This is a genomic window from Chitinophaga varians, from assembly GCF_012641275.1.
Classification (GTDB): Bacteria; Bacteroidota; Bacteroidia; order Chitinophagales; family Chitinophagaceae; genus Chitinophaga; species Chitinophaga varians_A.
This window is the reverse complement of sequence record NZ_JABAIA010000003.1, coordinates 241,981-263,379: the sequence shown is the minus strand read 5'-3', so window position 1 is coordinate 263,379 and position 21,399 is coordinate 241,981. Positions and strand designations below refer to the sequence as shown.

Sequence of the window (21,399 nt, the reverse complement as noted above, 5' to 3'; positions counted from 1 at the left end):
ACTGTTGGTTTTATCTAAAACATGACATCATATTCCGGGCAGCCACCTTCTCTTGTGGCTACGAATGCTCCTACTTTGCAGGCAAACGTCAATGCTGCCTCAACATCTTTATTTTTCATAAATTCTGAAAGGAAGGCGGCGAGGAAACTATCGCCACTGCCAATGGTATCGGCCACCTGTACTTTGAAGCCATCGTGCATATAGCATTCATTGTGGTAGTTAATGGCGGCGCCTTTTGCACCGCGGGTAACGATCAGCGTTTCTACCTGGAAAAGGTCCTGCAGCAGGCGCATTTTTTCTTCAATGCCGATATAATTTCCATACCATCCCGCTACCAATGCCAGTTCTTCTTCATTCATTTTAACTACTTCCGCTTTTTTTAACTGGTAGATGATATCCGCCTTGTTAATAAAAGGTGCACGCAGGTTGATGTCCAATACTTTCCTGCAGGGCAGCTCCATTAGCGCCAGCAGCGTATCCCGCGAGGTCTTGCTGCGCATAGTCAGGCTGCCGAAAACGAAATAACGGGCCTGTGAAATAAGCGCCTCATGGTCCGGCTGCTGCGCAATATAATCCCAGGCAACATCTTCCACGATATCGTATTTCATGTCACCGGCCTCATTGGGAGTGGCCAGCACTATACTGGTTTTGTGGCTGGCATCCGTTTGCACATAGCTGGTATCAATGCCCTTATCTTCAAAAATTTTTCTTAATGCAATACCCCGCTCATCGTTCCCTAACCTGGAAATGAGCGTAGCTTTACGCCCCAGCTTTGATAAGTGGTAAGTAACATTCATGGGCGCGCCACCCGGTAATTCCCGGCCAGGCAATACATCCCACAGAATTTCACCAAAACAGACAACCTCGTTGTGCTTATTCATCATTTTTATTTCAGTTTCTTTTTTAAGTCAATTATTAAACTGGCTGGGTAAGCGGTTCAGTGGTTTTGGCCCCCAGTTTTTCTTCCATCTCCTCCAACGATACACCTTTTGTTTCCGGCATCTTTAATAGTACCCAAAGCATCTGCAGGGTCATCATCAGCATAAAAAACAGGAAAATCTTCGCAGGGCCGATAGCGGGGTTATTGGCGAAAAATGGGAATATACTGGTGATAACGGCCGCCATCACCCAGTGCACGGAGCTTCCGAGCGACTGCCCATAGGAGCGCACCTGGTTGGGAAAAATTTCAGAGATAAATACCCATATAACAGCACCCTGTCCAATAGCATGGGAGGCGATGAAGAGAAATACCAGCGCCGGTACCACCATGCCGCCAAGATAATGAAAATGAAAGGCAGCGGCGATTGCGCCCAGCGACAGGACATATCCTACGGAACCAATCAGCATGAGGCTTCTGCGCCCCAACCGGTCTATTAACCAGAGGCCCATCATGGTGAAGATCATATTCACCAGACCGACACCGGCGCTTTGCAGGAAAGCGGCGCTTTTGCCCAGTCCTGCCATTTCAAAAACGCGGGGAGCGAAATAAATAATAGCATTGATGCCGGACAGCTGGTTAAACATGGCCACCAATACAGCCATGATTATAGGTTTGAGGTAACGTTTGGAACAGAAAGCAGACAAACTCGTTTTCTCCCTTTCCGCTTTTGCTTCCTGCTGGATAGCCAGGATCGCATCGTCCACACCTTCCGGATCCGAAATTTTCAGAATTTTACGGGCGGCCACATAATCGCTTTTGTGCACCATCAGCCAGCGCGGGCTTTCAGGAACGAAATAGAGCAGCACCACGAACAGCGCTGCCGGTACCGCCAATACACCCAGCATCCAGCGCCATGCATCTGCCCCCTGGGAAGTTAACAGGAAGTTGGAGAAGTAAGCGAGTAAAATGCCGAAAACAATATTGAACTGAAAGGTAGCTACCAGTTTCCCCCTGCTTTTTGCGGGCGCAATTTCCGAAATAAACATGGGTGCCACTACAGAGGAGGCTCCCACACCCAGGCCCCCGAGAAAACGGAAGAGCATAAACGTAACCACGTCGTGGGCCAGCGCTGATCCGAGGGAGGATATAAAAAATGTAATCCCTATCCAGAGCAACACTTTTTTACGGCCATACTTTTCCGCAGGAATCCCACCCAGCAATGCGCCGATAATAGTTCCATATAATGCAGCTGCCAATGCCTGGCCGTGTACCACATCGCTGAGTTTCCAGATTTGTTGTATTTGTTGTTCGGCTCCGGAAATGACTGCTACATCCATTCCAAATAGTAAGCCTCCAAGAGCAATTACAATGCTCCAAAATAGAAGTCTGTTTTTCATAACGCGAGTCGTTCTTTTTTTACTGCCCTGAAAATAATACCGGCTGATGTTTAGCCTATTTCAATTTTGTTACTATTATATTCAAATTTTAAAACGAAATATTTAATTGATTATTAAATAATTACAAAGTATATTTTTTATACTATTTAATTTTTGTATCACCTTGTTTTAAAATTGTATCTCTTTATTATACATTTGGTCAGGATGAATTTAAAAACAGGTTTCATTTATCTCTTTTGTTTTTCTATAACAGTTGTCATATTGCTTCCAGCCTGCCAGGAGAAGCAGGAGAAGACGTTTGTGATAGGTATATCCCAGTTGGGTAATGCTGATGCATGGCGCTGGGAAATGAAGGAAGAGATAGACCGGGAACTGGTATTTAACCCGGATCTGAAAATTATATACAAGGAGGCAGGATACAACAGCGCGGAACAGGTGCGGCAGATCCGGGAGTTGGCAGCCCGGAAGATTGACCTGTTAATCGTATCTCCCAATGAAGCGGCCCCGCTTACACCGGTTATTGACAGTTTGTATCAGCATGGAATCCCCGTTGTGTTGGTGGACAGGAACATTTCGTCGGACTCCTATACCTCTTTCATAGGCGCGGATAATATAGAAGTTGGCAAACTTGCCGGCCAGTACGCCGCAGGATATTTAAACAGATCCGGCCACATCATTGAAATTACAGGGCTGCCCTCGTCCACACCTGCATTGCAGCGGGAAAAAGGATTTGGCGATGAGATTGCCCGTTACCCGAACCTGAGCGTTACTGTTATCAGTGGCGACTGGCTGGAAGGCAGCGTGCAGCAACAATTGCCGCACATGGTGAAAGAGCTGCAAAACACCCGGCTTATTTTCGCGCATAACGATGTAATGGCCCATACCGCCGCTAACATTTGCCGGCAACTGGGATTTCCGAATATAAAAGTAATAGGCGTAGATGCGCAACCACGCACTGGCCTGGCTTTCGTCGAAAACAGATCGTTGCTGGCTTCCGTGCTGTATCCCACTGGCGGTGGGGAGGCCATCAGGGCCGCCGCAAAAACCCTTCACGGCAAGCAGGCTCCCAAACGTGATCCCCTGCGAACGATTATCGTAGACAGTACCAATGTGGAGATGCTGCAACAGCAGTTCAATCGCGTTATTGCGCAACAAAAAGATATTGTACGGCAAGATGGCCTGCTAAAGGAACAGGCGAGAATCTTCCGGAGTCAGAAAAACCTGATTCTTATTTTAGTCGGTAACCTCGCCCTGCTCTTAATGCTCGCGGCACTATTGATTTACCTGAGAAGAAAAAATATAAAAGCATATAAGCTGCTCCAGTCGCAGAATAATGAAATCCGCTCCCAGAGCGAACAAATCAGCGCAATGGCCCAACAGGTACAGGAGGCCAGCGAACAAAAGAGCAACTTCTTTACCAACATCTCACATGAATTAAAAACACCGCTCACGCTCATTCTTGCCCCTACGGAAGAATGCCTGCAAAATCCTAAAACGCCTGCTCATATCCGCTCGCAGTTTACCCTGATCAAAAAAAACGCTTCCCGCCTGTCGTTGTTGGTAAATCAATTGATGGATTTCCGCAAGCTGGAGTTGAACAAAACACGGTTGAAAATCCAAGAGGTAGACATGCTGCCTTTTATCAGCGATATTCTCGATGCATTCAAAGGATTGGCTAAACAACATCATATCGACTGCCGGCTCATTACCCGCGAAGCTGTGGTGAAGCTCTGGATTGATCCTGGAAAGATAGAGAAAGTATTCTTTAATATATTATCCAACGCTTTTAAATTCACGGAAGATACCGGCCACATCTATGTGATGGTAGAAAAAGACGACATCGCAAACCAAGTGAGCATAAAAGTGGTCGACTCCGGATTTGGACTGAATCCCCAGGACAAAGCGCATATCTTTGATTTCTTCTATTACGGCGACGTACACAATCAAAACGGCAGCGGCATTGGACTGGCCTTATCAAAGGAATTCGTAGAACTGCATCACGGTACCATTGTAGCTGAAAGTGAAAAAAACAAGGGAACGGCATTTACCATTACACTACCACTTGGCCATTCGCATTACCGCGAAGAAGAAATTGTACCGGTGAAGGACTGGGGTTATAACAGCGAAATGGACACGTGGATTACGGATTATAACATCGACCCCTCCTCTTCAGACATACAGTCTTTACAACCGGTATCAGACCCGTCGTCCCGCAATACCATCCTGATTGTAGAAGATAACGATGACCTGAGAACTTTCCTGGCCAATCGCCTCGGTACACAATATTCCGTTGTTACCGCTAAAAACGGATCAGAAGGCGTTCGTATCACCTTTGAAGAAATGCCGGACCTGGTTATATCTGATATTATGATGCCGCAGACAGACGGTCTGCAGATGGCACAAATACTGAAAACTGACATACGGACCGCCCATATTCCTATCATCCTGCTGACCGCCAAAACTACCGACGAGCAAAAAGTAGCAGGCTTAAAAACTAACGTAGACGCCTATATTACCAAGCCATTTAACAACGAAGTACTGGAAGTAACCGTCCATAACCTGCTGGAGAACCGGCAACGGCTGAAAGCGCATGTTACTACCGATATACCCAGGGAAGCCCTGCCACAAGCCAATAAAGGAGAGAAAGCCTTCCTTTCAAACTTCAATGCGATCGTCGAGAAAAATATTTCCAACGAGAATTTTTCCATCCAGGACTTGTGTGATCAGATAGGCATGTCTAAAATCCAGCTATACCGGAAAGCCAAACCATTGCTGGATGTAAGCATTACGGAATACATCCTGCTGCGGCGGGTACAGAAGGCGAAATATTTAATACAGCACGAGGACTTATCTTTCGCAGAAATAGCCTACGAAACAGGATTCTCTACGCCCTCCTATTTTTCAACATCCTTTAAGAAAATAACGGGAATAACACCCAAGGCGTATAAAGAAAAGTACGGAACAAAGACTTAAATAGCTTTGCAGAAACCAGCTCCGGCCGGTCTATATATACTTCTCCATATCTTAGTAAAAGCTGATTAACCTATATAAAGTTCGGGAAAGAAATCGGGGTTATACAAAAGGAACTCAACTAAACGCTCAACTAAAAAACAAAACCCCGCGACTAGCGCGAGGTTTATAAGTTGTCTGTGATCCCGCTGGGACTCGAACCCAGGGCCCATACATTAAAAGTGTATTGCTCTACCAACTGAGCTACGGAATCATTCCCTTTTTCGAAGGGAGTGCAAAGATAGAAAATTATTTTATTCTGCAAAATAAATATTTGATTCTCAGCCTATACCCCTGAAAACCGCACAAAAAATTGTAAGTTTTTTACACCAGCACGCCTGTAAGGCCGCCGTACTTTTGTACTATGAAAACTATTATCACTCTCACCGGGAAACACGGCGTTACGCTGAAAGCCATTGCCCATACCGATCTGCAGGAGCTGTCTGTGCTGGCCAACAATCCTGCTATTGCGGCCAACCTGCGAGACAGCTTCCCTTCTCCCTACTCGCTGAAAGATGCAGAAATATTCTTTGCACTTATTCAGCAAGGTAAACTGGACCACGTATGGGGCATCTATGCAGATGATCAGATTGCGGGTGTTATCTCCCTTACCCGGCAAACAGACATCTATCATCATGCTGCTGAAATCAGCTACTGGCTGGGGGCGCCCTACCATGGCAAAGGCATCACCACGGAAGCGGTGGCGCTGGTGACGGCCTGCGCTTTCCGGGAACTGAACATTTACCGGATCTACGCAGGTATATTTGCGTATAATGATGCTTCCAAAAAAGTGCTGCTAAAAAACGGCTATCACCTGGAAGCGGTGAAAGAAAAAGCGATTATCAAGCAGGGCCGCCTGTATGATGAACACCTGATGGTTAAACTGAATTGCTGATGACTGATCATATAGCTCAAAAAATTGCAGAAAAAGCCGGGGTGCCCGGCATGCCGGAGGCACTCCGTTCTCTCAGCGGCTCGGACCTGTCGTCGTTGCTGATGGAAGTGTTCCGTTTGCGGGCAGAGCAGACGCCGGCCGGCTCGCTGCTGCAACAGTACCAACGCAATGCCTTTGCGCAACCGGCTGATACGGACATGGTCCTGATGCTGGAAAAAGAGCTGGAGATACTGCGCTATCTGCGGCAGCAACACTATCAACCGCTGGAGCTATCTCCTGTAGGGCAGTTCGGCAGTTGCGCAGTTGTGGGTACCGTTAGTCAGAACAAGATCATCTCCGCCATTCGCCATACGGAAGTGATGGCCGACGCTACCAATGCGCTGGCGCTCCATATGGCGGGCATCCGGAGCGCCGGCGGGTTCAACAGCGAAATACTGCGGTACAGCACTGTCCACCGGCATATCCGTGCGATGCGCCTGCCGGTAAAAGGCTATACGCCGCACTTTAAAGTGGCGTGTATGGTGGCTGCAGGAAAAGACACCGGCAACTATTCGTTCGAACTCACCACGATAAAAGAGCAGCTGCTGCATATTTATTGGCTGCTAACCGTTATTTTTACTATAAAGCAGATATCGGTGAAAATCATTCCGCGCGGAGGCTATACCGGTGATACGCTGATCTCCGCCATCGGAGCGCTGACTACCGGCATGCCCATGGAGATGGCTGTTGAACCGCATGCGGAGGAAAACAACTACTACAAAGGGCTGCAGTTTAAGGTGCTGATACAACCCGAACAAGGCCCGGAAATGGAAATTGCGGACGGAGGTTTCACAGACTGGACACAACAGCTGACAGGCAACAAAAAGGAACGCTGCCTTATATCCGGCATAGGTTTAAGCCTGCTTATCAAATATGCGCAACACCAGCAAAGTAATATTTGAAAACGAAAAAGGCCATCCGCTCAGGATCGCCTACCCTTCCCCTGCCCTTTGCTCACTGGTTGAATATTATTTTGAGATAGACCTGTCAACAGCGACTGCCAGCCAGTCTATAAAAGGACTACCGGCCATGACCACACTGCTGGCTTTTCAGTTGCGCCCTGCCGCATGGACATCCGTTAATGACGCCAACGGCAAAGTGCTGCTGTTACAACACGCTCAGCTCCTCGGACATCTGACCCATTCCTGCAGCAGCACGTACGCCCCCGGCACGTTGATGTTCTTTATCAAGTTAAAACCCGGCTGCGCGGCAACGCTTTTCCGTTGTCCGCCGGCCGAACTGGAAAACAACCAGTTGCCACTGCCCTGTTTGTTCAAAAATCCGGACCTGGAAGAACAACTGGGATCTGCGGATGGTTTCGCTGACCGCGTCCGGCTTTGCAACGAGGCCCTGCAGCGAATGCTGTCACAGCTTCCCGGCAACGACCACCGGTTTCAGATCGTTGAGCACTGCCTGCGTAAATTTGAATCATTGCAGCTCAGGAACGAAAAAGGACTGCAACATCTCTGTGGCAGCCTGCATGTGACATACGCTTCCCTGAGACGGTACTTCCTCTCGACAGTAGGTGTAACACCCAGGTTTGCACAGAAAACTGTCCGCTTTAAAAAAGCCTTACAGGAATACAGATCGCGTGGTTATAACTTCTACTATGAAGATTTCGGCTACACGGACTTTTCACATTTTGCCAAAGATGCAAAGGCGCTCACCGGATGCAGTCCCCTGGAACTGTGACACACTCCGGCCTGAAAATTGTGCGAAGACAACCATGGAAATACCAAATATCACAAGGCACCTGCAGGTACCGGTAGCGCCGGACCAGGCCTATACTAAATTCGTCTACGAAATCAATGAATGGTGGCCCAAAGCCTATACCTGGTCGGGGGAAAAACTGCTGAACCTCCGCATCCATCCGGCGGTAAACGGACTTTGCACTGAAACAGGCCCGTATGAATTCAGGTGCGACTGGGGCCGGGTGATTTTTCTGACTGAAGGGGAAAGCATTGCCTTTTTATGGCAGATAGGGCCCGACAGGATGCCAGAGCCAGACCCGGACAAGGCCAGTGAAGTGTTCCTTCACTTTTTTAAGGAGAGTGATCAGAAGACAAGGATCGACTTCGGGCACCGGCATTTCGCACGGCACGGCCAGAAAGGCGGATTGTACCGGGAAGCGATGAACAACCCCGAAGGATGGGATTTTATCCTGGACAAATTCGTTCAATACTGCTCAGCATAAAACGCCTTTCCACCGGGCCCGAACCGGCGGAAAGGCGTGACATCATCAATACTCGTCAGCACTTGGCCCGTAGCTGCCAGGGATTGGTATGTCCAAAAGACGAAGATATACGCCCAGTTGTGCCCTGTGGTGCACAATCTGGCTGTAGCACGTCCGGATAAATTCTGCTTTGGTCTGCTCAACCAAAACGGTATCTCCATCCCGCAGCGTCCATGTTCCTTCCAGGTCCTCAGGTGTTGCGGCTGCCAGTCGTTGTTTGGCGTCCGCCAGGGTGGTCTCGAAGTAATTCATCAACTCCGCCGCATTTTTTACTACTACCGGCGAATACCCTCCCTTGGAGAAGTCCAGCCCGGAAGTGTTCAGCGTCATCGTCACCCAACCCGGCAATTCTGCCACGTGGGTAGCCAGGCGCCCCAATGTCATACTTTTGGGATGCGGCTTCCAGTCATATTTATCTTCCGGTACACGCGAAAGCATCTTACGGGTGGTAGCAGCCTCCTGTTCCATTTCTTTTAACAGTGCTTGAATTTCAGACATGGTGGTTATATTTTGTTTTCTGAAAACAAAGTAAAAAACGCGGAGTGACAACCCTATGTCAGCAGCCTTAAAAAATATTTTTAATGGTGACATTAAACCGCTGCGCGAGGGCGATTACGCGGGCAGCGTCTGCCGGCCGCACTACCAGCAGGCAGCGGTCTTCCGGGGAAGCATCCATATGCACAAGCAGCCAGCCTAATGGCTGTAACTGCGCCTGCGCCTGTTCAAACAATGCTGCCTCCGGTAAGGACGCGGGCAAATTAAAATCTTCTCCGGTCAGCTCACTCAGGCATTCTTCCAGTTCAGCGGCGGCAGGATGCCGGCTGCAATACACCACCGGCACGGCCTTTTCCAACACAGACAGAAACAAATCGTCTCCTTCTTCCTCTTCCATAAACTCCGGATGGAAAGCCGCAAACGACGACGGCGCGCTCCATGCCAGATACAGCGCCTGTGCAATAGTATCAAGGTCAGCGTCATCGGCGTACACCCCGGGCGTCAACAGTGCTATAAGCTCACGGAGGTCGGCCAGCTCCTCTTCGGCGGAACGGTGCCGCAGCAATTCGGGGATTGCTATGGCACGGGCAATAGCAATATGCAGCTCGCGCAACAACGCAATGAGCGCTATTTCCAGGTGCTCGTGACCGCCGGCAAGCAACTCGTCACGGAAAAAAACTACCGGCTCACGACCGGTAAACACCAGGAACACCTCCACCGGATCTGAAGGGTAACGCACCTTCAGGGCGGTATCAAACTTCAAACGCGTGCCTTCCGGCAGTGAGGCCAGCAACGGGCTGTCCTCCACCAGAGACGCCACGATGTCTCCCTTTAATCCTCTTACCGGCAGATGGATATGCCTCCCTGGCTCCTCTTCAAGGGCCCTTACCAGTTTCTCCACGTATCTTGTCTGAAGAATATGTTCCGTCATACCACAAAAATAAAGGCATCTACATTAAAAAAACATATATCTTTGCGCCCTCATATATTTTGTTAACCTTAAAACTACCTAACCTAATGGAACGCAAACTTGCGTCTGTCGTTGTAATAGACGACCTACAGCCCATACCCGGCGCTGATCTGATAGAAGTAGCCACTGTAAAAGGATGGAAACTGGTTGTTAAAAAACAGGAATTCCGCATCGGCGATCATGCAGTGTACTGTGAGATCGATTCTTTCCTGCCCGAAAAAGAGGATTTTGAATTTCTGCGTAAAAGCTCCTTCCGCACCATGGCCGGCATCCCTGGCTTCAGATTGAAAACTATGCGCTTGCGCGGACAGATCTCTCAAGGCCTGCTGATGCCTGTAACTGTACTAAACGGTTACGCATACACGCTGGGAGAAGATGTATCTGCCAGACTGGGCATTGTGAAGTACGAACCGCCGATGCCCGCATCCCTGGCGGGCGTAGCCAAAGGCAATTTTCCTTCCTTTATCCCGAAAACGGATGAAGAACGCATTCAGAACCTCAGCGCGGAATATGAAGCGTACAAAAATGAAACCTTCTACGTAACGGAAAAACTGGATGGCTCTTCTGCCACCTTCTACTTCCGGGATGGTGAATTTGGCGTATGCTCCCGTAACCTCGACCTGCTGGAGACAACGGACAACACCTTCTGGAAAATAGCCCACCGGTTACATCTGCCGGACAGACTAGCAGCGCTGGACAAAAACATGGGATTACAGGGAGAACTGATCGGTGAAGGGATACAGGGAAATCCTTATGGCATCAAAGGTCAGACTGTTCGTTTTTTCAATGCGTTTGATATCGATGCTTATACTTATCTGCCCCTGCCTGCTTTTCGGGAGATAATCAGGCTAATGGGACTGGAACATGTGCCTATACTGGATACGGCTTTCACACTGCCGGACACGGTCGACGAACTCCTGTTGGCCGCCGAAGGCAATTCCGCTTTAAGCCCGGCCGGTAAATATGTGGAACGCGAAGGAGTGGTGATCCGTTCTGCCGATAAACGTATATCCTTTAAAGTGATATCCAACAAATTTCTGTTGAATGAAAAATAGACAGGTGGCGCTGTAGAGAGATCACAGCGCCACATTGACACCCCCGAAATACGTACGGCCCGGTGCCGGATTATAATACCGCTCTCCCACTGCGTTCAGGTCGTTACCCAGACTGTAAGACTGATTCAACAAATTATCTGCCCCTGCCTGCACACTGATTTTACATTTTCCGGAGATGGGCAACTGCCACGCCGCCTTGCACTGCATCAGATGATGCCCGCGTGCATAGGCGCTGTTGGCGTCGTTCAACGGAATGGTGCTGGTATAATTATGCGCCACATACAAATAAACCGCCTTCGGTAAATACACGGTCAGCCCCGATACCACAACGGTACGTGGCACGCCGGTCAGCCGGTTACCCGAAAAGTCCTTGCCGCTGCTTACATAGTCCCTGAAATAAAAATCGCTCCAGGTATAGCTGCCGCGTAGTTCCAGTCCGCGCACAAAACCACGCACACGCGGCTGCATCAGTTGCAGCATGCCTTCCACCTCTACGCCCGTCTGGTTTACGCCGCCGGCATTAACGAAAAACTCCGCCCCATTGTCCCGCAGCTTACGCACGATAGCGTCCTGCATGCGGTAATGAAAGCCCGTCACATCCAGCGAATAGCGGCGTGACAGCGGCAACAGCCGCAGCCCTGCTTCATAGTTCCAGCCTGTCTCCGGCCGTAGAGCGGTATTGATAATATTATCGGACGCCCTTACTTCAGCTGTTGCCGGTGGCGAATATCCCCTGCTGACAGTCACCCTGCCGGTCAGTTGCTCGTTGACCAGGTAAGACAATGACAAACGCGGCATCACCTGCGGCGTAAAGGCCACTTTCGTATTGCCGTCGCGGTTATAGGTGTAATGATAGTAGTTCATACTGGCGGCAGCCTCCATTGTCCAGCGTTGCAGCTGTGCGTGGAAGCGCGAGAAATAGAAATACTGTCCGGCCGTGAGTTTGTCCGCTACCTGCACGGCGCCGCGGGCGCCCTGGTTGTTGTTGTAGTTGATGATATCAGAAACGGTCCGTTGCCATTCAATACCGGCCTGCCATCTCCATTGAAACAACGATGATGCAGGTTTATTGGTCCATGACAGATAGGTGCGGAAACCGAAAGTATTTTCATCGCGGGCTTCGTAGTTGGTGATAAACGGGTTCTCAAAGTGCGTATTGGCGCCGAACACGACGATCACATGCTGCCAGCGGGGGCTGAACTGTGCTTCATGCACCAGTCCGCCCTGTGCGGTGCGGTTGTAGATACCGGCTTTTTGCGTGACAGCTCCCGGCAAAGCCGGCGTGGCCGGACGGGCGGCACGCGGGTCCTTGTCCAGCTGCGCCAGTGTTAAACCGCCAGGCGTACGATACCCCAGATCGGAATAAAAGCCCAGCATCTTCAGCACGTAGCCCGGCTTGTATTCCCACCGTTGCCCCAGCTGCGTATAGGAGCGGTGCATAGCGGTATTCTGCCGGTAGCCGTCGGCCTGCTGATAGCCCTGGAACAGCTGAAAGCCGTAGTTCCCCTGTTGTTGCCGGTAACCGGCCGTGGCGTGAAAGAGACCGTAACTGCCGCCTTGTACACCTGCCTGTAACCGGGTGCTGTCTGTTGCCTGTGGCAGCACGTCCAGCCGGACCACGCCGCCGGAGTTGGCCCCAAACAGACTGCCATCGGGGCCTTTCAGCACTTCGGCGCTCGTCAGCACCGCCGGGTCGAGCAGATTGAGATAGGTATTTCCACCTGCATCTGTCAGGGGGATTTCGTCCATATATATTTTTATGTTGCGTATGCCGAAGGGAGAGCGCAGCAGGCTGCCGCGGATAGACAGCCGGTAGCTGCCGGGAGAACGCTCCTCCATCCGCACGCCGGCCACACTGTTGAACGCCGGCACCATAGAGGCGCCCTGTTGCAGCGCCAGCTGTTGCGGAGACAGCACACTAACGGCCGTGGGTATACGCAATAACGGTTCTTTCGACAAATAGGATTTCACCACCACTTCCGGCAGACGGTGCAGGGTGTCCTGCTGTGCAGCCAGCGGCAACGCAAATGCCAGTGATATGGTGGCCATTAAAGGAGCTTTCATTCGGTTGATTTGTCTGTTAGAGCAGCAGGATATCTATGCGGTGTGCCTGTACCATCTGTTTGGTGACAGACCAGGAGAAGATGGTAAAGTAACCGTCCTGGGAGGCTACCAACGCAATGGCATCGGGCTGGTCGTGCACAAACTGGGCGGCCGACAGGTGCCGGGTACCACCAATGGCGGAAGGATGCACGTAGGCCGGAGTGCCACCCAGCACAGGTTCCATCATCAGCACTTTTTCCACCGGGGAAGAGTAACTGGCACGGGTGATCTTGGCGCCAAAGGCCAGCAGCTCATGATGCTGATTGATAATGGTAGCGCCATCCACGGCGGTAAGGCCGCTGATATTTTCCACCTCCCGGCGCAGCGCGTTCTGCCAGAAAATTTCGCTGACGGTAGAACTTTCCTGGCGTATCAGGTCGGCCACGCCTGCAAAAGCCGGCGATATCGGATATTGTAACGGTTGTACGATAGATTCTTTCCAGGAAGAGTTTTTGTCCGGCACCACCAGCAGGATGCCTCCCCGCTTATGCGCCCGCATGGACACCGCGATCTGTATGAGTACGTTTTCAGGGTTGTTCCAGAGAGAAGAGGAATCGATACCCAGGAGTGATCTTAACAGCGCCGGGCTGCACATCGGGTAACCGGAATTTTCATCCACTACTTTTATCTGGTCACCTTTGAGCATGGCCACGTTGGTGAACTTGCCAAGCCCCATGATACGCCGGTGTTTGACCACCAGCAATCCCGGCTCGGACACGTCCAGCACAAAACAGAAATTAGGCAGTTTGATGGTGGTGCCCCAGATACACAGCTCATCGCCGTTATACCACACCCCCACATGGATACCGGCCCTTTCCACGCCGGGCGCCAGTTTGGTGAGCACCTGCGGCGTGAGAGGCAGTGGCTGTTCAAACAGCAACGGCTTGCCTGCCTGCTCGGGGCTCACAAATGCCAGCGACATGCGGGTGGCATTGCCTTCTTCCCGCCGCAGGCTGGCCCAGAAAGCCACGTCGATGATTTTCTCCACCACGCGCGCCGAAGGGGCCGTCGCCAGATTCTCGACGCCCTCTTCCTTCGCGGTTTCAAGATGTTTGATAAAATGCGATTCTATAATGTCGGCGACTGCTGATGCTGCCTGATATGTCGATTCTGTTGTCAGTGCCATGCCCTTTCTCTTTAATTTCAGGCATAAATATACGCAAAGCCTGCCTATTCGGAACGGAGGCTCTTCACCGGGTTGGCCATAGCTGCTTTAATGGACTGAAAACTGATGGTCGCCAGCGTGACAGCCAGCGCCGCTACTGCGGCGTACAGGAACACGGCCGGTCCCAGCGTGATACGGTAGTCGTACTGCGACAACCAGCGCTCCAGCGAATATAAAGCGATGGGTGAAGCGATCAGGCAACTTAACAATACCAGGACGATGAAGTCTTTGGACAACAGGAACCACACCTGCGCGACTGACGCGCCCAACACTTTGCGCACGCCAATTTCCTTTGTACGCTGCTCTGCCATATAAGCGGCCAATCCCAGCAGGCCCAGACAGGATATCATGATGGCCAGCATGGCGAAGATACCAGATAACCTGCCGGTAAGCATCTCCTGGTGAAACTTGCTGTTATAAGCATCGTCCGCAAATTCATATACATAGGGGAATGCAGGGTTATGCCGGGTAAAGATGGCCTCCAGCTGCTCCACCGCGCGATGTGGCGCCACGCCGGACGCCAGCTGGTACAACAAATAGCCATTTTTGTCATCAGTCTTCATAAATAACATGGGCTCGGCCCGCTGGAAAGGATTCGACATCAAAGCATTCTGCACCACGCCTATTATTCTTAACCGCCTATCGTTCCACTTAATTTCACTTGTCAGCGGATCTTTCAACCGCAACCGCTTTACCGCCGCTTCATTCAGGATCACATTGAGCGTGTCAGACAATCCTGGCCTGAAATCCCGGCCACTCAGCAACTTCATGCCCATGGTATTGATATAATCGTCGCCGGCCTGCACCATTCCCATCTCCAATGTTTCTCCGGGCAACTTACCGGGAAAATCATCGAGATCACTGTGCCAGTTGATGTCTGCCGGCGGACAGGAAGCGGTGCTCACATGGCTCACCAGTCCGCTCTGCAGCAGGTCCTGTTTTAAAGCATCATTGGTTTTCTCCATGTCCTGCGTTAGCTGGGAAGACATCAGGCGGTTTGTTTCAAACCCTGTAGGCCTGTCTTTAGCATATTTCATCTGACGATAGATGACCAGGGTGCTGATCACCAATACCACTGAACAGGTGAATTGCACTACCACCAGCGCCCTGCGGGACCATGTAGCGGAGGCGCCTATCTTCATGGTACCTTTCAGCGTTTTGACCGGGTTGAAAGAAGACAGGTAAAATGCCGGTTTCAGGCCCGCCGCAATACCGGTCACTGTCACGCACACCATTGTAATCACCCAGAAACGGATATCGGTAAAGGGTATATGAATTTCCGCGCCGGTCATCTTATTAAAGAAAGGCAACGCCACTGCCACCATCACCAGGCTGCACAACAGGGCTATAAAAGTCAGGGTCAATGATTCTGCCAGAAACTGCACCACCAGGTGCAGGCGCCTGGAACCAATGGCCTTACGGATACCTACTTCCCGCGCACGTTTCTCGGACCTTGCAGTGGTGAGGTTCACGAAGTTGATACAGGCTATCAGCAACACCAATATGCCGATGCTGCTGAAAATCCGGATATAGTCGATAAAACCGCCGGATTCCTTGCCATTCTCATAATTACCGAAGAGATGCCAACGGTCCATCCGTTGCAAAATCACTATGGATCTCTCCGCATTGGTATTTCCTTTCTCCCTTTTCTCCAGAAACGCGATTTTCGATGCGAGCTGCGCCAGGTTAACCTTCGGTCTGACCTTCACGAATAGCTGAAAAGCATTGCCACTGAAAGTACCGGATTTACGGTTGCCCATCACAAAGTTGTTGGTCTTGTCCAGGAAACTAAAAGGATAGAGGTATTTAAAACGAAAAGAAGAAGTAGCCGGCAGATCTTTCAGAATGCCGGTTACCGCCAGGTCGTGCCGATTATCTATGCGTACCAGCTTACCCATCGGGTTTTCGTTGCCAAACAAGGCCCTGGCAGTGGATTCAGTCAACACGATAGAAAAAGGGTTTTTAAACACAGAAGCGGCATCGCCCTGTAAGAGACGGAACTGAAAAGCCTTCAGAAAGTCGTCCTGTACCCCGCCTCCGTTCAGTACTACTTTGCGCTCACCCGCTTTCAGCGCGTGATTGCCCAACCAGTCGGTCTCGCATACATACTCCATTTCCGGGATCTCATTCCGCAGTACGTCCGCCAGCTTCAGTGAAACTGTTGTGAAAGTGAGCGTGTCCCCGTTACTGTCGAAGTTGCGCTGCACCCTGTATAAACGCTCATGGTCCGGCATAAACCGGTCGTACGAATATTCATGCACCACCCACAACGCAATCACCATTGCAACGGCCATACCGGCCGCCAGCCCGAAAATGTTAATGGCACTATAGCCCTTGTTGTTGAGGAGGTTGCGCCAGGCAACCAGGAAGTAGTTCTTGATCATGTCGGTGACAATCTAATAAAAATGCCAAACTGATGATGTCTTTAAATCAATATTTTTTATATTTATATAAATAAAATATGTTCGGTTTTGATACAGGGGATGTTCGCTTATGCAGCATCGTTTTAATTCGCCGATGATCATACCAGGCCAGCGTTACAGGGAAACAGGGAGTAATACCATCCTCGTTTTCCGTAAGATGCCGCACAAAAAAAGAGGCCGGCCCTCCTGGCCAGCCTCGTGTTTATGGCTCTCTTCTTTGGGGGGATGTATCAATACGTAAAGAAATACTGTTGCAGGGTTTTCTTGTCTTTTGTCTGCGTAAGGCCCAGCATCAGCAGGATGCGGGCTTTCTGTGAGCTGAGGTCATCGGCCACAAAGGTGCCCAGTTTGGCGTCGTCTGTTTCGTCGTACAGCGTTACACGGCCAGACACCACGCGGGAACCGCGGCACACCGCCACGCCCTTGGCCACTGCGCGTGTCACCGCTTCCATATTGGCCTTATTGAGATTACCATTGCCCAGCCCGGAGACAACGATGCCATCCACGCCGGAAGCCACATAAGCATCGATAGCGGTAGAAGGCGCGTCGGCATAGAGTTCTGCCACGGCCACATTGGGCAGTTTATTCAAACCGGTAATATCAAAAGGCGTGTTTTTATTGGCCTTGCGCAAATCATGCATATAGAACACCACCTTGCCATCGTATACCTGTCCTAGCGGACCGGCGTTCGGCGATTTGAACGCGTCCACATGGGTGGTGCTGACCTTCTCCACGCCACGACCGTCAAAAATATTTTCACTGAAAACCACCATCACGCCACGGCCCTGGGAATTGGGGCTGGCGGCGACAGTCACCGCGTCATAGAGGTTTTTGGGACCATCAGCACTGATGGCCGTCGCCGGGCGCATAGAGCCCGTCAGCACCACAGGATGATCGTAGCGGCAGGTGAGACTGAGGAAATATGCTGTTTCCTCCTGCGTATCGGTACCATGTGTGATCACCACACCATCGGCTTCATTGTTTTTAAAGATTTCATTGATCCGTTTGTTGAGCTTAATCCAGATATCTACCGTCATGTCCTGGCTGCCCACATTGGAAATCTGTTCACCTGTAATTTCCGCCACCTTGTCAATGCCCGGTACTGCATCTATCAGGTCTTTGATAGGCAGTGAACCTGCTTTGTAGGCCGCGCGGTCTGCTGACGCGCCTTTCCCGGCAATGGTACCGCCGGTTGCCAGGATTTTGACACGGGGAAGTTTTTGCGCGAAGACCGCGAAACAAATCATCAGCGAACAGATAACACATAACAGTTTTTTCATACAACCGCTTTTTAATGTTGGGGGAAGATTATTTTTTCAAAGTTCCGTTACTTTTCCATACGCTGGCGTATTCCCGCATAATTTCAGTGATACGTTTACCAATAACGGAGTAAGACGCGGTAGGCAGATTGGCCAGCGATACACGCACCGACCACTCAGGGCCATCGAACCCGCCGCCATTCAGCAATACCACGCCGGTCTTTTCCGCCAGCCGGAACAGGATGTCCACCGGTTCAAAATGTTGTTGTAACCATCTAAAGAATTTATCACCATATACTTTTTCCGCCCACACCTGTATATCTATTTCAGAATAGTAACCTGCATTCAGCGGGTCTTTCACCAATGGTATCTCCAGCTCGTCCCACAAGAGTTTCAGGCGTTTCTGCACCAGCACCTGTGTGAGTGTTTTATATTTGTTCTTAGTGTCCAGCAGGGCAAAGGCGGCAAACAGCATCATCTGTGTCTGCTGCGGCAATGACAGGCCCGCTGTATGGTTCAGGGCCACCTGGCGGCTGTCGGCCACCATACGGTCAATGAACTTCAGCCGCTGCGGGTCCAGCGTAATGCTGCCGTAACGTTTGTTGAGCGCCTTCGTGGCCGGCGCCGGAAGCCGCCGGATATTGTCATCGAACATATTTTTCTGGTGTATAGCGATCACGCCTAAACGCCATCCGGTACAACCGAAATATTTGGAGAAGGAATACACCCCGATCGTATTGTAGGGAATGGCCGCCATCAGGGATTTGAAGCCGGGCACAAAAGTACCGTACACATCGTCTGTCACCACCATCAAACCGGGATTGTCTTTCTTTACGATCTTAATGATCTTCTTCAGTGAATCCGGATGGATGGCCGAAGAAGGCGGGTTGCTGGGATTCACGGCAAACAATATACGAATGGAGGGGTCTTTCAACTTCTCCAGTTCACTGTCGGGGTACTGCCAGGTATGACGCCCGTCTTTGTTCATGGTGTTGGACTTGATTTCCACCACATCAAAACTGTAGCGTTCCAGTTCCGGTATTTCGATGTAGGGCGTAAACACCGGCACCATCAGGGCTATCTTGTCCCCTTTTTTGATCAGGAAGTTCTGCATCAGCGAATCAAAGATGTAGCACATGGCAGCTGTGCCGCCTTCCACCGCAAAGAGGTCATATTTGCCTGCAGGCGGTTCGTTGTTGCACATCTCCTGAATAATATAGTCGTGCACGATAGGCTCCATGTGCGACAGCATCCTGTCCGGCTCCGGGTATTGATCACCGATCACACTTTCAGCCAGTTCATGCACCCAGGCGTCTGCATCGTAGCCATGTTGCTTGAGGCCATATTTATAGGCCTTCTGCAGCAGGTCTATTCCAGGCGCCGTCTTATTGATCGACAGAAATTTTTCAAATCTTTTGGCGATGCCTTTTTTATCGGGGATACCGGCCAGTCCCTCTGCGTTGTCCATCACCCTTCTGCATTCCTCGATGCCAAAAAGGCCGAGTGTAAAGAAGGCTTCGCGCGGCGTAGTGGCTACCCAGTTGGGGTTACCTCTGCCGGCGTTCAGCATCACGGTGGCGGCTTTGCGGCTTTCGTCCTGTGCAAGACTAATGAGATTGTCTTTTAGCTGGAAAGGACTCAGGCTTTCCAACAAGTGTTCCCGCTTTCTGCTGGTTTTAATTTTTGTCAGGGCCATACGGTAAATATTTTTGGGAGATAGCTAATATGGGTTTCATCGCATCAACATGACTATCACAACACCCCAGATGATCAGGAGGGTATTGCCCACCGCATAAGTGACAGTATAACCAAGGGCTGGCGTTTTACTGTCCACCGCATCCTGAATGGCCCCCAGCGCGGCGGTGGTGGTGCGCGCGCCGGCAGTGCAGCCCAATATCAATGCGGGGTGGAATTTAAAAATATACTTGCCCATCAACACTCCTGCCAGCAATGGTAAGGTAGTAGCGACAGCGCCCACCAGGAAAAGGCTGACGCCCACCTGTTTGAAGCCATCCACAAAACCGGGGCCGGCGGTGATGCCAACTACAGCTATAAACATATTCAGTCCCACATTGTTCATCACCCATAACGCAGGTGCAGGAATGCGGCCAAAAGTAGGATGCTGCGAGCGGAGCCAGCCGAACACCAGGCCTATGATCAGGGCGCCACCGCTGGTGCTCAGACTGATAGGCACGCCTCCAATACGGACGGTCAGCACTCCTATCAACCCGCCAATAACAATACCCAGCCCTACGAAGGTCATATCTGTTTTCTCCGTAGGCCTGTCGGCGTAGCCGATCTGCTGGACGGCTTTATCTACCTCTTTTTTAAGTCCCACCAGCTCCAGTACGTCTCCTCTTTCCAGTACGGTATCAGACATGACGGGCACTTCGATATCAGCCGCTTTGATACTGCGGATAAAGATGCCATGCATATAAGGTTGCGCCCTCAGCTCACTGACTTTCATACCGGCAATATTTTTCTTTGCCACCAGTACCTGTAAGGCTTCCGCCGGGAAGTGCAGCAGTTCAGCGTCCTGTATCTCCGGCCCTATCAGGCCTCTTTCTCCCATCAGGTCTTCACGGCGGCCACTTAAAACAATCTTATCGCCTTTATGGATGACCACGCCGGGAGCGGCATCAACCAGCTTATTTTGTTGCCGGAGCCGTTCCACGAACAAACGGACATGTTCTTCAGCCAGATGGGCTTCCAGCTGCTGTACTGTTTTCCCGTCGCCAAACCAGTCGGCGGTAACTGTATAAGCACGGAAAGCTACTACCCTGTCGGCGGGGATCATGCCAGGCAGGGAGCTCTCATCACCGGCCCCCATGGAGGCTTCCAGCTCCTTGCAGGCTTTCCGGACTTTGTCCAGCCCACCCAGCATGGCAGGCGCCAGGCTGGCCAGCACCCACGCAGAACCGGCTGTCCCGAAGATATAGGTCACCGCGTAACAAACAGGTATGGCATTGTTGTAATCCGCTTTCTGTGCAGCCGTCAACGGTAGTCCGTTGATGGTGTCCCCTGCTACGCCGATCACGGCGGAGATAGTCTGTGAACCGGCCAGCAGCCCTGCCGCCTGTCCCATATTATATCCCATGAAACGCGCGCAGAGCCAGGGAAAAATGAGGCATGTCAATAACATCAGCACCGCGAACCCCATTTGTGGCAGCCCTGTTTTTTTCAGTCCCCGGAAAAACTGCGGCCCCACACTATAACCCACCGCAAACAAAAACATCAGGAAAAACACGGACTTCACCGTAGATGAAATATCGATCTTCAGTTGACCTACCAGCACGCCCACCAGCAATACGGCCGTAACAGTACCCAGACTGAATGTTTTAATTTTAAGAGGGCCAATAGCAAAGCCCAGTGCGATAGTGAGAAAGATAGCCAGTTCAGGGTATTGCTGCAATACATGAGTAATCCACTGCATAAATGGTCATTTTCGTTCGGGAATAACGCTGTTACAGCACTTA

General features: G+C 50.8%; 16 protein-coding genes and 1 tRNA gene. 6 read left to right on the top strand and 11 right to left on the bottom strand.

What is annotated here, in order from left to right; translation table 11 throughout:
• Positions 1-14 precede the first annotated feature (14 nt).
• Positions 15-884 carry a carbohydrate kinase family protein gene (locus HGH92_RS24665; RefSeq protein WP_168873482.1) on the bottom strand — a complete coding sequence of 290 codons (870 nt, stop codon included), beginning with the start codon at positions 882-884 and terminating at the stop codon, positions 15-17.
• Between the two features lie 31 nt (positions 885-915).
• Complete coding sequence (locus tag HGH92_RS24660) at positions 916-2,277, bottom strand: sugar porter family MFS transporter (protein ID WP_168873481.1); 1,362 nt, start codon at positions 2,275-2,277, stop codon at positions 916-918.
• 261 nt (positions 2,278-2,538) lie between these two features.
• Here HGH92_RS24660 and HGH92_RS24655 point away from each other — a divergent pair, with 261 nt between their 5' ends.
• The gene (locus HGH92_RS24655; protein WP_168873480.1) at positions 2,539-5,250 is read left to right on the top strand and encodes a substrate-binding domain-containing protein; all 2,712 of its coding nucleotides are present in this window, start codon (positions 2,539-2,541) and stop codon (positions 5,248-5,250) included.
• Between the two features lie 177 nt (positions 5,251-5,427).
• On the opposite strand, the gene HGH92_RS24650 is transcribed toward HGH92_RS24655, so the two are convergent.
• A tRNA-Lys gene (locus tag HGH92_RS24650) sits at positions 5,428-5,500 on the bottom strand.
• Between the two features lie 150 nt (positions 5,501-5,650).
• Here HGH92_RS24650 and HGH92_RS24645 point away from each other — a divergent pair.
• Genes HGH92_RS24645 through HGH92_RS24630 form a run of 4 tightly spaced genes read left to right on the top strand, consistent with a single transcriptional unit; the run spans position 5,651 to position 8,414 of the window.
• Entirely contained in the window at positions 5,651-6,181 is a 531-nt protein-coding gene (locus tag HGH92_RS24645) for a GNAT family N-acetyltransferase (RefSeq protein ID WP_168873479.1), read from the top strand.
• Positions 6,181-7,122, top strand: coding sequence for a hypothetical protein (locus tag HGH92_RS24640; protein ID WP_168873478.1), 942 nt, complete (start codon positions 6,181-6,183; stop codon positions 7,120-7,122). Before HGH92_RS24645 ends, HGH92_RS24640 begins: the two co-directional genes overlap by 1 nt.
• Positions 7,094-7,912, top strand: coding sequence for a helix-turn-helix domain-containing protein (locus HGH92_RS24635; RefSeq protein WP_168873477.1), 819 nt, complete (start codon positions 7,094-7,096; stop codon positions 7,910-7,912). The genes HGH92_RS24640 and HGH92_RS24635 overlap by 29 nt, the downstream gene beginning before the upstream one ends.
• Before the next feature lie 34 nt (positions 7,913-7,946).
• Complete coding sequence (locus HGH92_RS24630; RefSeq protein ID WP_168873476.1) at positions 7,947-8,414, top strand: ATPase; 468 nt, start codon at positions 7,947-7,949, stop codon at positions 8,412-8,414.
• Positions 8,415-8,459: 45 nt separating this feature from the next.
• On the opposite strand, the gene HGH92_RS24625 is transcribed toward HGH92_RS24630, so the two are convergent.
• Positions 8,460-8,951, bottom strand: coding sequence for a DinB family protein (locus HGH92_RS24625; protein WP_168873475.1), 492 nt, complete (start codon positions 8,949-8,951; stop codon positions 8,460-8,462).
• A gap of 67 nt (positions 8,952-9,018) precedes the next feature.
• Positions 9,019-9,879, bottom strand: coding sequence for a hypothetical protein (locus HGH92_RS24620; RefSeq protein WP_168873474.1), 861 nt, complete (start codon positions 9,877-9,879; stop codon positions 9,019-9,021).
• An 86-nt stretch (positions 9,880-9,965) separates the two neighbouring features.
• Here HGH92_RS24620 and HGH92_RS24615 point away from each other — a divergent pair, with 86 nt between their 5' ends.
• Complete coding sequence (locus HGH92_RS24615; protein ID WP_168873473.1) at positions 9,966-10,973, top strand: RNA ligase (ATP); 1,008 nt, start codon at positions 9,966-9,968, stop codon at positions 10,971-10,973.
• Positions 10,974-10,994: 21 nt separating this feature from the next.
• On the opposite strand, the gene HGH92_RS24610 is transcribed toward HGH92_RS24615, so the two are convergent.
• The 6 genes from HGH92_RS24610 to aspT form a co-directional block, all read right to left on the bottom strand.
• Positions 10,995-13,037, bottom strand: coding sequence for a TonB-dependent receptor (locus tag HGH92_RS24610; protein ID WP_168873472.1), 2,043 nt, complete (start codon positions 13,035-13,037; stop codon positions 10,995-10,997).
• Between the two features lie 16 nt (positions 13,038-13,053).
• On the bottom strand, positions 13,054-14,202 hold the full coding sequence (locus HGH92_RS24605; protein WP_211092737.1) for a putative sensor domain DACNV-containing protein: 1,149 nt from the start codon (positions 14,200-14,202) through the stop codon (positions 13,054-13,056).
• 44 nt (positions 14,203-14,246) lie between these two features.
• Positions 14,247-16,625, bottom strand: coding sequence for an ABC transporter permease (locus HGH92_RS24600; protein WP_168873471.1), 2,379 nt, complete (start codon positions 16,623-16,625; stop codon positions 14,247-14,249).
• Between the two features lie 269 nt (positions 16,626-16,894).
• Positions 16,895-17,944 carry a type II asparaginase gene (locus HGH92_RS24595; RefSeq protein WP_168873470.1) on the bottom strand — a complete coding sequence of 350 codons (1,050 nt, stop codon included), beginning with the start codon at positions 17,942-17,944 and terminating at the stop codon, positions 16,895-16,897.
• A 28-nt stretch (positions 17,945-17,972) separates the two neighbouring features.
• Positions 17,973-19,619 carry an aspartate 4-decarboxylase gene (gene aspD / locus HGH92_RS24590; protein ID WP_168873469.1) on the bottom strand — a complete coding sequence of 549 codons (1,647 nt, stop codon included), beginning with the start codon at positions 19,617-19,619 and terminating at the stop codon, positions 17,973-17,975.
• Positions 19,620-19,655: 36 nt separating this feature from the next.
• A complete protein-coding gene (gene aspT / locus HGH92_RS24585; RefSeq protein WP_168873468.1) occupies positions 19,656-21,356 on the bottom strand; it encodes an aspartate-alanine antiporter in 1,701 nt (566 codons plus the stop codon).
• Positions 21,357-21,399 lie beyond the last annotated feature (43 nt).

Excerpts from the sequence above, each read along its gene's own strand:
- HGH92_RS24665 (WP_168873482.1), bottom strand. The coding sequence starts at position 884 with ATGATGAATAAGCACAACGAGGTTGTCTGTTTTGGTGAAATTCTGTGG.
- HGH92_RS24660 (WP_168873481.1), bottom strand. The coding sequence starts at position 2,277 with ATGAAAAACAGACTTCTATTTTGGAGCATTGTAATTGCTCTTGGAGGC.
- HGH92_RS24645 (WP_168873479.1), top strand. The coding sequence starts at position 5,651 with ATGAAAACTATTATCACTCTCACCGGGAAACACGGCGTTACGCTGAAA.
- HGH92_RS24640 (WP_168873478.1), top strand. The coding sequence starts at position 6,181 with ATGACTGATCATATAGCTCAAAAAATTGCAGAAAAAGCCGGGGTGCCC.
- HGH92_RS24635 (WP_168873477.1), top strand. The coding sequence starts at position 7,094 with ATGCGCAACACCAGCAAAGTAATATTTGAAAACGAAAAAGGCCATCCG.
- HGH92_RS24630 (WP_168873476.1), top strand. The coding sequence starts at position 7,947 with ATGGAAATACCAAATATCACAAGGCACCTGCAGGTACCGGTAGCGCCG.
- HGH92_RS24625 (WP_168873475.1), bottom strand. The coding sequence starts at position 8,951 with ATGTCTGAAATTCAAGCACTGTTAAAAGAAATGGAACAGGAGGCTGCT.
- HGH92_RS24620 (WP_168873474.1), bottom strand. The coding sequence starts at position 9,879 with ATGACGGAACATATTCTTCAGACAAGATACGTGGAGAAACTGGTAAGG.
- HGH92_RS24615 (WP_168873473.1), top strand. The coding sequence starts at position 9,966 with ATGGAACGCAAACTTGCGTCTGTCGTTGTAATAGACGACCTACAGCCC.
- HGH92_RS24610 (WP_168873472.1), bottom strand. The coding sequence starts at position 13,037 with ATGAAAGCTCCTTTAATGGCCACCATATCACTGGCATTTGCGTTGCCG.
- HGH92_RS24605 (WP_211092737.1), bottom strand. The coding sequence starts at position 14,202 with ATGGCACTGACAACAGAATCGACATATCAGGCAGCATCAGCAGTCGCC.
- HGH92_RS24600 (WP_168873471.1), bottom strand. The coding sequence starts at position 16,625 with ATGATCAAGAACTACTTCCTGGTTGCCTGGCGCAACCTCCTCAACAAC.
- HGH92_RS24595 (WP_168873470.1), bottom strand. The coding sequence starts at position 17,944 with ATGAAAAAACTGTTATGTGTTATCTGTTCGCTGATGATTTGTTTCGCG.
- aspD (WP_168873469.1), bottom strand. The coding sequence starts at position 19,619 with ATGGCCCTGACAAAAATTAAAACCAGCAGAAAGCGGGAACACTTGTTG.
- aspT (WP_168873468.1), bottom strand. The coding sequence starts at position 21,356 with ATGCAGTGGATTACTCATGTATTGCAGCAATACCCTGAACTGGCTATC.